At 64.8% G+C, this 12,518-nt stretch carries 11 protein-coding genes; 5 read left to right on the forward strand and 6 right to left on the reverse strand.

Annotation, left to right across the window (positions count from 1 at the left end; genetic code table 11):
- Positions 1-9 precede the first annotated feature (9 nt).
- From ACEWQZ_RS02910 to ACEWQZ_RS02920, 3 genes are read right to left on the reverse strand one after another with little or no spacing between them, the layout of a single operon-like run.
- Positions 10-1,116, reverse strand: a complete 1,107-nt coding sequence (locus tag ACEWQZ_RS02910) for a prephenate dehydrogenase/arogenate dehydrogenase family protein (protein WP_476481574.1) — start codon at positions 1,114-1,116, stop codon at positions 10-12.
- Between the two features lie 3 nt (positions 1,117-1,119).
- Positions 1,120-1,686, reverse strand: a complete 567-nt coding sequence (gene efpL, locus ACEWQZ_RS02915) for an elongation factor P-like protein EfpL (RefSeq protein WP_476481575.1) — start codon at positions 1,684-1,686, stop codon at positions 1,120-1,122.
- Between the two features lie 16 nt (positions 1,687-1,702).
- The gene (locus ACEWQZ_RS02920) at positions 1,703-1,954 is read right to left on the reverse strand and encodes a hypothetical protein (protein WP_476481576.1); all 252 of its coding nucleotides are present in this window, start codon (positions 1,952-1,954) and stop codon (positions 1,703-1,705) included.
- Between ACEWQZ_RS02920 and ACEWQZ_RS02925 the strand changes: the two genes are divergently transcribed.
- Together ACEWQZ_RS02925 and ACEWQZ_RS02930 are read left to right on the forward strand one after the other, a co-directional pair.
- A complete protein-coding gene (locus ACEWQZ_RS02925) occupies positions 1,931-3,262 on the forward strand; it encodes a diguanylate cyclase (RefSeq protein WP_476481577.1) in 1,332 nt (443 codons plus the stop codon). The genes ACEWQZ_RS02920 and ACEWQZ_RS02925 overlap by 24 nt on opposite strands.
- A gap of 137 nt (positions 3,263-3,399) precedes the next feature.
- A complete protein-coding gene (locus tag ACEWQZ_RS02930) occupies positions 3,400-4,983 on the forward strand; it encodes an FMN-binding glutamate synthase family protein (protein WP_476481578.1) in 1,584 nt (527 codons plus the stop codon).
- A gap of 53 nt (positions 4,984-5,036) precedes the next feature.
- On the opposite strand, the gene nadC is transcribed toward ACEWQZ_RS02930, so the two are convergent.
- The 3 genes from nadC to nadA are packed head-to-tail and all read right to left on the reverse strand — an operon-like array spanning position 5,037 to position 8,540.
- Positions 5,037-5,891 (reverse strand): carboxylating nicotinate-nucleotide diphosphorylase, encoded by an 855-nt coding sequence (nadC, locus tag ACEWQZ_RS02935; RefSeq protein WP_476481579.1) that lies wholly within the window; start codon positions 5,889-5,891, stop codon positions 5,037-5,039.
- Between the two features lie 29 nt (positions 5,892-5,920).
- Complete coding sequence (locus tag ACEWQZ_RS02940) at positions 5,921-7,438, reverse strand: L-aspartate oxidase (protein ID WP_476481580.1); 1,518 nt, start codon at positions 7,436-7,438, stop codon at positions 5,921-5,923.
- Positions 7,439-7,442: 4 nt separating this feature from the next.
- Positions 7,443-8,540 carry a quinolinate synthase NadA gene (gene nadA, locus ACEWQZ_RS02945; RefSeq protein ID WP_476481581.1) on the reverse strand — a complete coding sequence of 366 codons (1,098 nt, stop codon included), beginning with the start codon at positions 8,538-8,540 and terminating at the stop codon, positions 7,443-7,445.
- Positions 8,541-8,707: 167 nt separating this feature from the next.
- Here nadA and ACEWQZ_RS02950 point away from each other — a divergent pair, with 167 nt between their 5' ends.
- The 3 genes from ACEWQZ_RS02950 to purT are packed head-to-tail and all read left to right on the forward strand — an operon-like array spanning position 8,708 to position 12,496.
- Positions 8,708-10,951 (forward strand): S9 family peptidase, encoded by a 2,244-nt coding sequence (locus ACEWQZ_RS02950; protein WP_476481582.1) that lies wholly within the window; start codon positions 8,708-8,710, stop codon positions 10,949-10,951.
- 13 nt (positions 10,952-10,964) lie between these two features.
- On the forward strand, positions 10,965-11,318 hold the full coding sequence (locus ACEWQZ_RS02955) for a PilZ domain-containing protein (RefSeq protein ID WP_476481583.1): 354 nt from the start codon (positions 10,965-10,967) through the stop codon (positions 11,316-11,318).
- Entirely contained in the window at positions 11,315-12,496 is a 1,182-nt protein-coding gene (gene purT / locus ACEWQZ_RS02960) for a formate-dependent phosphoribosylglycinamide formyltransferase (protein ID WP_476481584.1), read from the forward strand. Before ACEWQZ_RS02955 ends, purT begins: the two co-directional genes overlap by 4 nt.
- Positions 12,497-12,518 lie beyond the last annotated feature (22 nt).

Below are 12,518 nucleotides of genomic sequence, written 5' to 3' on the forward strand. Positions count from 1 at the left end.
GACAACCCCTCAGAGGCCGGAAAGATAGTCTCTGCCCCGCGTCATGAGGTGGCGAAATGCATCCGCATCATCGTCGGCAACCACGTCGACGAACCGCCTCACGGCCTGCTGCAGCTGCCAACGCACTTCATCACCGTATCGATTGAGCGCCTGGATTTCGAAATAAAGGTCGGGGTTCTCGGCAGCAACATCACGCGCAATAGCCAGCTGACGATCAAAAGTGGTGCTCGACAGGCCGGCCAGACGTTCAGCCGGCAAACCGCTGTCGGCCAGTGCCGTGAAAAACACAACGCTCAACGCGTGCGACAGCCCCAGCACCGGCGCCATGAGTCGATCGTGCTCTTCGATGTCGATCTCGACCACCTCCGCCAGCGTGTCTGAAAACAACGCCGCTGCAGCTTCAACCGCCTCACGGTTGCCTGCATCCATGAGCAGTACATGCTTTTCTGACAGCAGCTGCGTGTCGGGTCCGAACATCGGATGGACAGAGCAGATTCTGAGCCCGGATTCGGCTGCGGCTCTGAGCGCCGGGATCAACGGCGACTTGAGCGAGCCGATATCAAACACCAGCGCGGTGCTTTGTTGCTGCGCCAGTTCTTCGATAATTCGGGCCGATGCCCCCAGCGGCGCAGCAATGACAATTAGCGCCATATCGGCTGGCGCATCACGCCAATCTGTAAAGCGCGCGCGATTGCTGGACTCGACAGCGGGATCAGCTACGAATACATCGAAACCCTGACCGTCGAGAAAGCCCGCCAGCCAGCGCCCCATGCGCCCCGCGCCGCCGATCAGCAGCGCGCGCCGGCCGCGCCCGTGCCGCGACAGGCGCAGCCTGTCCTGCTCCTGACGGGTCAGAGAGGCTTTGATCAGACGCTGGAAGAGGTCTTCGGCCAGCGCCGGATCCAGGCCCCGGGCCTGAGCCGCCTGGCGCACGCCATCGAGCACCTGACGCTCACGCTGGAAATCGCGCAGCTGCCGCCCGTGACTTTTCTTGAGCCGGCCGATGTCGGCAACCAGCTGCTGGCGCCGTGAGGCCAGCTCGATCAACTTTTCGTCAACACCATCGAGCTCGCCTCGCAGCGCATCGAGTCTGGACTGCAGGTCGTTGTCACCCATGATTCAGACCCGGCTCATGAACTCGCGGGTTTCGGTGTTGACGCGCACCTTTTCACCGGGCGTGATGTAGTCGGGAACCTGCAGCTCCAGGCCAGTCTCCAGCGTCGCCGGCTTGTTCGACTTGGCCGCGGTAGCCCCTTTCATCACCGGCGCGGTGTCGGTCACCTCCAGCACCACTGACTGCGGCAGTTGAATGGCGACCGGCGCGTCGTCGATGAGCAGCACAAAAATCCCCTGAAGGCCGTCAGTAATGAAGTCGAGGGCATCCCCCACCGCCTCTTGTGAAATCAGATACTGGCTGAAATCCTCGCTGTCCATGAACACGAACTGATCGCCATCGCGATAAGAGAACTCACTCTGGCGACGCACCAGATCGGCTTCCTTGAGTACGTCATCACCCTTGAGGGTGACGTCCTTGCGCCCGCCACCGGGAATGGCTTGCAGCTTGAACCGATACAGCGTTCCGCCACCGCGCGCCGTGGGCGCCGAGCGATCGATGCTGAGCACTGTGTAAACCGCGTCTTCGTATTCAACAACCTGGCCACGCTTGATTTCACTGACTCTGGGCATTTGTGCTCCGAACTGTTTACAAAGACGGCAAAGCATACTGCATCTGCCGCCTGTCGGGAAAAGACAATCCTTGACAAGCAAGGCCTGCCGCAAGATTGTCGCAGCGGCGTTCCGCGGCCCGGCTGCTGCCGTGTCCGGCGCGGCTGAATGCAAAATCTCCTGGCTGCCCGGCAAATCGCAGCGCCGCCGGCTGTGCTATGTTTGACAGCCGACGAAGTTGTGCTGCTTCGGCCAAGGACAGGCGTTGAAAATACTGGTCGTCGATCATTCCAAGGTGTTTCGTGCCATCTGGCAGCGTCTGATGCAGCGCGCCGGGCACGAGGCCCTGCTCTGCGAAGACGGCGAAGCCGGCCTCGAGCGAATCCGGGCCCGGCGTGTGGACATGGTCTGCGTTTCCCTCTCCCTGCCCGATACCGACGGCATCGAATTCACCCGCCAGGCGCGCAAACTTCCCAACGGACGCGATCTGCCGGTGATCCTCCTCACCTCGATCGAAGACAAGGAGGCGCGGCGACGCGCTTTCGAAGCCGGCGTCACCGATATTCACGCCAAGACCGATATTCAGCAGCTTTTCAACCGAGCCCGCCGTTTCAGCCGCGGCGGCCAGTCTTTGGCCGATCCCACGTCGGGCCGGGTGCTGTATGTCGAGGACAGCCCCACAGTCAGCCGCATCATGATTCATCTGCTCGGCAAGATGAACCTGAAAGTCGACCACTTTCGCAGCGCGGCCAGCGCCTGGGAGGCTTTTGATGCGGATCGCCACGACATGGTCATCAGCGACATCCTGGTCGAGGGCGACATGAGCGGCGTCGCGCTGGTCAGCCGGCTCAGAGAGCACTACCCCGACAAGACCCGCCTGCCTATCCTGGCGATGTCGGGCCTGGAAGATCCGGTGCGGCGAGTCGAGCTGTTCCGGCTGGGCGTCAACGACTTCATCAACAAGCCGGTCATCATGGAAGAGGCGCGCGCGCGGATCAGCAACCTGATCGTCAACAAGCAGCTGTTCGAGCAGGTACAGCAGCAGGGCCTGCAGCTCTATGACATGGCCATGACCGACCCGCTGACCGGCCTGCATAACCGCAATGCCCTGAGCGACTTCACCCGGCAACTGGACCGGCGTGAGGGCCAGGACAAGGCCGGGCTGAGTCTGATCCTCATCGATATCGATCATTTCAAGCGGGTCAATGACCAGCACGGCCACTTGATGGGAGACGAGGTACTCAGCCAGGTGGGCGATCTGTTGACCCGCTCGTGTCGCAACGAAGACTTTGCCGTGCGCTTTGGCGGCGAAGAGCTGCTGCTGGTGCTGCCCGGCTGCCCGCTGGAGGTCGCAACACGCCGGGCCGAGCAGCTGCGAAGCGCGTTGGAATCGCTGCAGCCCGCTGGCCTGAGCATCACCGCAAGCCTGGGCGTGACCGCGGCCGAGCCCGGCGACAACGCCAGCCTCGAAGACGTCATCCGTACCGCCGATCAGGCCGTCTACGAAGCCAAGGACATGGGCCGCAATCGGGTGGTGACGCTACAGCCGGGCAAGAAGCCGCTGATCCGGTATCGTCATGCGCCGTCACTCGGCTGAAACCCGAAGGCTGCCGCGCGCGCTCCCGCCGCTGGCGAAGCCATCAGCATTCCCGGCGAGCATCGCCCCGCAGCCAGGCGTTTTCCCGACTCGTTGAAAGTCACGGAATCCACGGCTGGGTACGCTAGACTTGCCGCATGGCACGACAATACACCTTCGTCATCCTGCTCATTGCAGCGGCATTCATCGGTTTGCTCGGGCTGATGTGGCCACCCGTCTGGTGGACCCTGCTCGTGATTGCACCGCTGTTGGCGCTGGGCATTCACGACGCCATGCAGACCGAGCACACGGTGCTGCGCAACTTCCCCATCATTGGCCACTTTCGTTACCTGATCGAGCATATCCGGCCCGAAATCCAGCAGTACCTGGTCGAGAGCAACCTGGACGCCTACCCGGTCGAGCGCGAGTACCGCTCGCTCATCTACCAGCGCGCCAAGGGCGATCTCGAAACCCGGCCGTTCGGCACCCATCGCGATGTCTACAGCCCCGGCTACGAGTGGGCGGCGCACTGCACGGTGCCGGTGCCGCCGCTCGAACACGAGCCGCGCATTGACATCGGCGGCAAGGACTGCCGCCAGCCCTATTCATCTTCACTGCTCAACATCTCGGCGATGAGCTTCGGCGCGCTGTCCTCCAACGCGATACTGGCACTCAACGGCGGCGCGAAAGCCGGCGGCTTTGCTCACAACACCGGCGAAGGCGGGGTCTCGCGCTACCATCTGGAGCATGGTGGCGATCTGATCTGGCAGATCGGCAGCGGCTACTTCGGCTGCCGCACTCCAGAGGGTCGGTTCGACCCGGAGCGGTTCGAGCAGGTCGCGGCCGGAGAAAGCATCCGCATGATCGAGCTCAAGCTCTCGCAGGGCGCCAAACCCGGCGCGGGCGGGATTCTGCCGGCCCCCAAGGTGAGCCGCGAAATCGCCGAAGCCCGCGGCGTGCCGATGGGAGAGCCCTGTATCTCGCCGCCGGCGCACAGCGCTTTTTCCACGCCGGCCGAGCTGATGGAGTTCATTGGCCGAATGCGCGAGCTGGCCGACGGCAAGCCCGTAGGCATGAAGTTCTGCATGGGCCGCATCAGCGACTTTCTTGCCATCTGCCGAGCCATGCTCGACACCGGCATCCGACCCGACTTCATCACCGTCGATGGTGGCGAGGGCGGCACCGGCGCCGCGCCGCTGGAGTTTTCCAATTCACTGGGCATGCCCAAGCGCGACGCCATCGTGCTGGTGCACGACATCCTCACCGGCACCGGCCTGCGCGAGGATATCCGCGTGATCAGCAGCGGCAAGATTCTCAGCGCCTTTCACCTGATCCGCTCGCTGGCGCTGGGCGCCGACGGCTGCAACAGCGCGCGGGCAATGATGTTTGCCCTGGGTTGCATCCAGTCGCTGCGATGCAACAGCAATACCTGCCCGACCGGAATCACCACCCAGGATCCGGCGCTCAAGCGCGGACTGGTGGTCGAAGACAAGCTGCCGCGGGTCAAGCGCTATCATCAGCGCACCATCGAGGCGCTGGTCAAGATGCTCTCGGCCATGGGGCTCAAACACCCCGACGAAGTCAAGCCCCACCACATCTATCGCCGCGAACGCGACCTTCGGGCAGTCAGCTTCGCCGACCTCTATACCTTTCTCGAGCCCGGGCAGCTACTCGACAGCAGCAACGGCCACGGCGCGTTCAGTGAGGCCTGGCAGAGCGCCCGCTCCGACCGCTGGACCTGATGCCCGGCCGCGCAGTCGCTCTCGGGCATCTTTCTCTGCGGGGCACTGAGCACTCAGGAACCGTGATCGTCCAGCCCCAGATCCAGGCAGGGCGCAGAGTGCGTCAACGCGCCGATGGAGATGACATCCACGCCGGTTTGCGCGATTGCAGCGACGGTATCGATGCGCACATTGCCTGACGCCTCCAGCGTCACGCCCTGCCCCTGGCAGCGCGCCACTGCCCGCTTCAGGTCGGCGTTGCTGAAGTTGTCCAGCAGAATGCTGTCGGCACCGGCCGCGAGTGCGTCGTCGAGTTGATCGAGTGCGTCGATCTCGACGGCCACGCGCAGCATGTGGCCGGCCCAGGCGCGGGCGCGCGCCACCGCGGTATCAACGCCGCCGGCGACGGCCACGTGATTGTCCTTGATGAGAATGGCGTCATCGAGCCCGAAGCGATGACGCACGCCGCCACCGGCGATGACCGCCTCCAGTTCCAGCGCGCGCAGGCCCGGGGTGGTCTTGCGCGTGTGGGCAATGCCCGCCCGCGTCCCGGAAACCGCATCAACGAATTTTCGCGTCAGCGTGGCGATGCCGCTGAGCCGACCGAGAAAATTCAGCGCCGTACGCTCGGCGGTCAGAATGGCCCCGGCCGGGCCGTGCAGGTCGGCGACCACACTTCCCGGGGCAAGCGCATCGCCATCCGCCTGGCGCCAGTTCAGCTCAATGCCGGGGTCGACGCGGGCAAAGGTTTCTGCAGCCGCGGCGGTGCCGGCAAGAACGCCGGCCTGGCGCGCGGCAAGGCGGAAACGTCCCACCGCATCGGCCGGCACCGTAGCCAGGGTCGTGACATCCCCGCGGCCCCCCAGATCTTCGGCCAGGGCGGTCGCAACGATGTCGGTGTACGGGTTTCGCGGGCGTCGGTCAGTCATGCGTTTCGATTCCTTGGAAATGAGGACGGTCAACCGGGAAAATGGGGGCGGTCCACCGGCGGGGTCGATGCGAGTGCCCGGCGACTCGATTCACCCGCCGCAGTCTGCTCGGGGCTGTCACTGCGAAAATGCGCGCCGCGGCTTTGACATCGGCTCAAGGCGGCGCTGACGATCAGCCGGCTGGTCACCAGCGCATCGGCAGAGCCCCGCGCATGCTCGAGTTCGTCGATGAGCGCAAGCAGCTGGTTCAGCCCGGCGCCGCTGCGTTCCACGCCGGCATGCGCGGCCATGCCTCGCCGCAGTCGCTCCAGCGACTGCGACGGCAACACCGGTGCGTAACCGGGCACGGCGGACGATGACGCCGCCGAACCCGCAGCAGCCAGCCCCTTACCCGCCAGTGCCCCCATGACCAGCGCTTCGGCCAGAGAGTTGGAGGCCAGGCGATTGGCGCCGTGCGCACCGGTACAGGCAGCCTCACCGACGGCATACAGGCCAGCAACATCAGTACAGCCGTCCAGCCCGGCGGCAATGCCGCCCATATGATAATGCGCTGCGGGCGCCACCGGAATCGGCTCACGGCGAGGATCGATCCCGGCGCAACGACAGGCGCGAAAGACCCGCTGGAAACGCTGGGGAAAGTCGTCGCCAATCGCCTGGCGCGCGTCCAGAAAAGCGCCCGCGCCCGACTGCACCTGGCGATGAACCGCACGCGCCACGACATCACGCGGGGCCAGTTCGGCCCGAGGATGCAGCGCCGGCATGAAGCGTTCGCCGAAGCGGTCAACCAGGACAGCGCCTTCACCGCGTAACGCCTCGGTCGCCAGCGGCGCCGGATCATGGCCGATATCAATCGCGGTGGGATGAAACTGGACGAATTCGGCGTCGCGGACGGTCGCTCCCAGTCGCGCGGCCCAGGCCAGCGCCTGGCCCTGGCTGCCCAGCGGGTTGGTGGTCAATGCATAAAGTCCTCCGACCCCGCCGGTAGCAAGCACCGTGGCATGGCCGGCCAGCGCCTGCAGCCGACCACTGCCGGTGGCAACAACCACACCGCCACACTCGCCGTTCTGGCCGGCGAGCAGCCCGATCACCGAAGCGTGTTCACAGAGCGTGATGTGCGCGGCTCGCCTTGCGGCGGCAACGAGGACCCCCACAATGGTCGCGCCAGCGCGATCCCCGCCTATTCGCGCGACCCGGGCGCGCGAGTGCGCGGCCTCGCGCGACAGCGCCCAGCGACCATTGCTCTGCTGTTCGAACGGCACGCCCAGGCGCAAGAGCGCCTCGATCTGTTCGACAACGCGGCAAGTCAGCGCAGCGGCCACGCCCGGATCGACCAGCCCGGCACCCGCTGCAACCGTATCGGCGGCATGCTGGTCGGGCGTGTCGTCGCCATCAAGGGCGGCGGCAATCCCGCCCTGGGCCCACTCACTCGAGGATTGACGGCCCAGGGCGCCGGCCGTGACGACCATCACCGGCCGCGGAGCGGCATTCAGCGCTGTCCACAGGCCGGCAATGCCGGAGCCGACCACGATGATCGGCGACGAGCCCAAGGCATCACACGCTGACGTAGTCAGCGCCGCGCTCGGGTCCGGCGGTATCGAACGCCGGCGGCTTGCCGCTGCCGGGCAGATCGAGCATGGCCTGGAGGCTGGCCCGCGCGCGCTCGGCAACGTCAGCAGAGACATGGATCTCGAAGCGCATGTCGCGCAGCGAGCGATAGATGTTTTCCAGCGTGATGCGCTTCATGTAGGGGCAGAGATTGCACGGGCGAATGAACTGTGTGCCGGGGTTGGCCACGGCCACGTTGTCGCTCATCGAGCACTCGGTAATCAGAATCGCCTTCTTCGGTCGATGCTCGGCAACGAAATTGGCCATGGCGCCGGTGGAGCCGGCGAAGTCGGCGGCCCGAAGCACGTCCGGCGGGCATTCCGGATGGGTGATGATCATTGCGTCCGGATGCTCGTTACGCAGGTTCTCGATTTCACTGCGGGTGAATTTCTCGTGCACTTCGCAGTCCCCACGCCAGGTGAGAATGCGCACTTCGGTCTGGCTGGCCACGTTTTTCGCCAGGTACTCGTCGGGAATCATGATGACTGTATCGCTGCCCCACTGCGCCGCAGCCGCCTCGACCACCGCCACGGCGTTGGATGAGGTGCAGCAGATATCGGACTCGGCCTTGACCTCGGCGGACGTGTTCACGTAGGTCACGATCGGATAGTCCGGATAAGCCGCCCGGATACGCCTGACGTCTTCACCCGTGATCGACGATGCCAGCGAGCAGCCGGCTTCCAGGTCGGGAATCAGCACGGTCTTTTCGGGCGACAGGATCTTTGCCGTTTCGGCCATGAAGTGCACCCCGGCCTGAACGATGATGTCCTGCTCGGCCTCGGCAGCTACCTGCGCCAGCCTGAGCGAATCACCGGTGATGTCGCCCACGCAGTTGAAAATCTCCGGCGTCATGTAATTGTGCGCCAGGATCACGGCATTGCGCTCGGCCTTCAGGCGGTTGATGGCGTCAATCAGCGGAGCGTGCAGTGGCCATTCCGCCTCGGGCACGACATCGCTGATGCGCTCATGGAGGCCGTCGGTTCGCGCACGAACGGCGTCGTCGTAAGGCAGCTGCGCGGGAGACTCGGGATAGTTGCTGTGCATGACTGAACTCATGATTGAACCACTTTGATCATTCAAGCCGTGTGCATGTTAAACCTTCGGCACTGTGAAATGGGATCGGCAAGGCCTATTTTCCAGCCGCCGACGATTTGCCTTCCGGCCGGCAGCGCCCGACAATAGGGAATTTTAACGCAGCCCCCGACCCGACCATGCTCAACCGCGCCCTGCCCGCACTGCTCTTCCTGCTGCTGTCTGCCACGCCGCTGGCTTCGGCCCGGGGCGAGACGCTTGACCTCGAACGCATTTTCGCCAGCCCGAATCTGGCCGGACCCACGCTGCGTCGCGCCGAACTCTCGCCGGCGGGCGACCGAGTCACGTTTCTGCGAGGCCGCGAGGACGATCGTCAGCTGCTGGACTTGTGGGAGTTCCACATCGAAGAGCGCAGCATGCGCGTGCTGGTCAGCGCCGATGCGGTGATGCCCGAACAGCGCGCGCTGTCCGCCGCCGAAGAGGCTCGCCGCGAGCGCGAACGCATCGCCGATCTGCGCGGCATCGTCGACTATCGCTGGTCGGCCGACGGACGCTTCCTGCTGTTTCCCATCGGCGGCGACCTGTTTGTACTCGACATGCACGCCGACAACGCCGAGGTAAGGCAGCTCACCGACACCACGGCCTTCGATACCGACCCGCAGATCGCTCCCGACGGCCGGCACGTGGCTTTTGTGCGCGAGCGTGACCTGTGGCTGGTCGAGCTCGAATCCGGCCAGGACCGGGCGCTGACCGACAGCGCCAGCGATACCGTTGCCAACGGCGTGGCCGAATTCATCGCCCAGGAAGAAATGGGCCGTTCGACGGGTTTCTGGTGGTCACCCGACGGCCGGAAACTGGCGTTTCTGCAGATCGACGAGGCGCCGGTTGCGGTCACTCGCCGCTACGAGGTCGAGGCCGAGCGCATCGAGATGGTCGAGCAACGCTATCCCCGTGCCGGCACCGACAACGTCCACTATCGACTGGGCGTGATCGACATTGCCACCGGCGAAACGCGCTGGATGAACCTGGGCGACGAACACGACATCTACATCCCGCGGGTGCAGTGGCTGCCCGACTCACAGCGGCTGAGCTTTCAGCGCCAAAGCCGCGATCAGCAGCGTCTCGAGCTGCTGCTGGCCGACAGCGACAGCGGCAGGGCCCGCACCCTGCTGAGCGAAACCAGCGACACCTGGGTCAACCTGCATGACGATCTGCACTTTCTCAGGCAAATGCCAGCATTCATCTGGTCATCCGAGCGCGATGGGTTCCGGCACCTCTACCTCTACGATCTCGACGGCGAGATCATTCGGCGGCTGACCGCCGGCCAGTGGCAGGTCGATGCATTGACCGGCGTCGATGAGGAACTGGGCATGATCTACTTCACCGCCGCACAAGTCTCGCCAAGCGAAAAGCAGCTGTATCGTCAGTCGCTGATCACGCGATCGCCGGAGGTGGTCAACCGAATCTCGCGGCGCTCAGGCTGGCATGAGGTGAGCATGGATGCGGCGGCGCGAGTCTACGTCGACACCTATTCCAGCAGCCGCCAGCCGCCGCAGCTGTCGCTGCATGATGTCGACGGGGCGCGCCTGGCCTGGCTGGTCGAAAACCGGCTCGACGACCAGCATCCCTACGCACCCTATCTCCGCGGCCACCGACCGACCGAGTTCGGCACCATCATTGCGCCACAGGGTCATGAACTCCATTACCGCCTGATCCGGCCGGCCGACTTCGATGCCGACAAGCGCTATCCGGTATTCGTTCACGTCTACGGTGGACCGACGCACCGCATGGTCACCGACAGCTGGTCGCGGCGACTGCTCATCGACCAGTACATGGCGCGGCGTGGGTATGTCGTCTTCTCGCTCGACAACCGCGGTGTGGAGCGACAGGGCAAGGCCTTCCAGGAAGCCGCCCACCTCAAGCTCGGCCAGGTGGAGATGCCGGATCAGATGGTGGGCATCGACTGGCTGCGTTCACAGAACTTCGTCGACCCCGATCGCATCGGCATTTTCGGCTGGAGCTACGGCGGCTACATGAGCCTGATGGCCCTGGCACAGTACCCCGGTGAGTTCGCCGCCGGCGCGGCGGTGGCTCCGGTCACCGACTGGTCGCTCTACGACACCCACTACACCGAACGCTACATGGGCCGGCCGCAGGAGCAATCGCAGGCTTATGAGCGCGGCGATGTGCTGACCTACTCCGACGCCATCGTCGATTCGCTTCTGCTGGTCCACGGCATGGCCGACGACAACGTCCTGTTCACCCACTCGACCCGGTTGATGCACCAGCTGCAGGCACGCGCCTTTCCCTTCGAGCTGATGACCTATCCGGGCGAGAAGCACGCCATTGCCGGCGAAGGCCCGCGCCTGCACGTGTACCGAACCATCACCGATTTCTTCGACCGCAAGCTCGGTGGGCATTGATCCGGAGTCCGACATGTCCGAACAACGCAAATACGATCGCCACGACTCGATCTTCTATCTGGAGATCTTTGACCGTCAAACCGGCAAGCTGCTGGGGCACGCTGTCGACCTGTCCGACAAGGGGCTGATGATGATCACCAGCCAGCCAGTGGAGCGCGGTCGCCAATTTGCGCTGCGACTGCAGCTGCCCGAACCGGTGGAAAGCGGCAACCGCGCGGTCGAGTTCGACGCTGAAACCCGCTGGTGTCGCCAGGAGGCCAACCCCGATCTCTACGGCGTTGGCCTTGAAATCACCGACCCGCCGGGAGCTTTCCGGCGCGCCCTGCAGGATCTTGGCCGGGGCTATACCTTTCCGGGAAAGCAATGACCCGCATCGGCACGCCACATTCGCCCGGTGCCACGCGCGTGATGCTGCTTGGCAGCGGCGAGCTGGGCAAGGAAGTCGCCATCGAGCTGCAGCGCCTCGGCTGCGAAGTGATTGCGGTGGACCGCTATCAGAACGCCCCCGCCATGGCCGTCGCCCACAAGCACCATGTCATCGACATGCTTGACCGCCAGGCCGTGCTCGACATCGTCGAACAGGACCAGCCGCACCATATCGTGCCCGAGATCGAGGCCATCGCAACCGATGCCCTGCTGCTGCTCGAAGAGCAGGGATACAACGTCATCCCCACCGCACGCGGTGCGCATCTGACCATGGACCGCGAGGGCATTCGCCGCCTCGCTGCCGAGCAGCTGGAACTGCCGGTTTCCAGCTACCGATTTGCCGAAACACGCGCGGGCTTCGAGCAGGCCGTGGCCGAGATCGGCCTGCCCTGTCTGGTCAAGCCCGTCATGTCCTCCTCGGGCAAGGGGCAAAGCCTGATCAGCGACGAGGCCGATATCGAGCGCGCCTGGCAGTACGCCCGGACGGGGCGGCGCAGCGGTGCGGGCAAGGTCATCGTCGAGGGACTCGTCGATTTCGATTACGAAATCACCCTGCTGACGGTTCGTCACGCGGGAGGCACGCTGTTCTGCGAGCCCATCGGGCACACCCAGGAAGACGGCGATTACCGCGAATCCTGGCAGCCGCAGCCCATGAGCACAACGGCGCGGTCAAGGGCCGAACACATGGCCGGGGTCGTCACCGAGGCACTGGGTGGCTACGGCGTGTTCGGCGTCGAATTCTTCATCAAGGGAGACCAGGTCTGGTTCAGCGAAGTCTCGCCGCGACCGCACGATACCGGTCTGGTCACCCTGATTTCGCAGGACCTTTCCGAGTTTGCGCTGCACGCCCGCGCCATCCTCGGGCTGCCGATTCCACGAGTGGTACAGCGCGGCCCCGCCGCTTCGGCCGCCCTGCTGGTCGAGGGCGAATCAAGGCAGGTGGTCTTCGAAAACCTGAACCCGGCGCTGAGCGAACCCGACACCGCCCTGCGCTTGTTCGGCAAGCCGGAAGTGAGCGGCCGCCGGCGCATGGGCGTGGCCCTGGCCCTCGGCGAGAGCATCGCCGACGCCCGAGGCAAGGCCACGACCGCGCGCGCGGCAGTCGCAGTCAAGCTCTGAGCGGGCGCGCATGTGGCAGGTG

Source organism: Wenzhouxiangella sp. YN1 (assembly GCF_056324145.1).

Bases quoted from the DNA above. Each gene is read 5' to 3' on its own strand.
- ACEWQZ_RS02910 (WP_476481574.1), bottom strand. From the start codon at position 1,116: ATGGGTGACAACGACCTGCAGTCCAGACTCGATGCGCTGCGAGGCGAG.
- efpL (WP_476481575.1), bottom strand. From the start codon at position 1,686: ATGCCCAGAGTCAGTGAAATCAAGCGTGGCCAGGTTGTTGAATACGAA.
- ACEWQZ_RS02920 (WP_476481576.1), bottom strand. From the start codon at position 1,954: ATGATCGACGACCAGTATTTTCAACGCCTGTCCTTGGCCGAAGCAGCA.
- ACEWQZ_RS02930 (WP_476481578.1), top strand. From the start codon at position 3,400: ATGGCACGACAATACACCTTCGTCATCCTGCTCATTGCAGCGGCATTC.
- nadC (WP_476481579.1), bottom strand. From the start codon at position 5,891: ATGACTGACCGACGCCCGCGAAACCCGTACACCGACATCGTTGCGACC.
- nadA (WP_476481581.1), bottom strand. From the start codon at position 8,540: ATGCACAGCAACTATCCCGAGTCTCCCGCGCAGCTGCCTTACGACGAC.
- ACEWQZ_RS02950 (WP_476481582.1), top strand. From the start codon at position 8,708: ATGCTCAACCGCGCCCTGCCCGCACTGCTCTTCCTGCTGCTGTCTGCC.
- ACEWQZ_RS02955 (WP_476481583.1), top strand. From the start codon at position 10,965: ATGTCCGAACAACGCAAATACGATCGCCACGACTCGATCTTCTATCTG.
- purT (WP_476481584.1), top strand. From the start codon at position 11,315: ATGACCCGCATCGGCACGCCACATTCGCCCGGTGCCACGCGCGTGATG.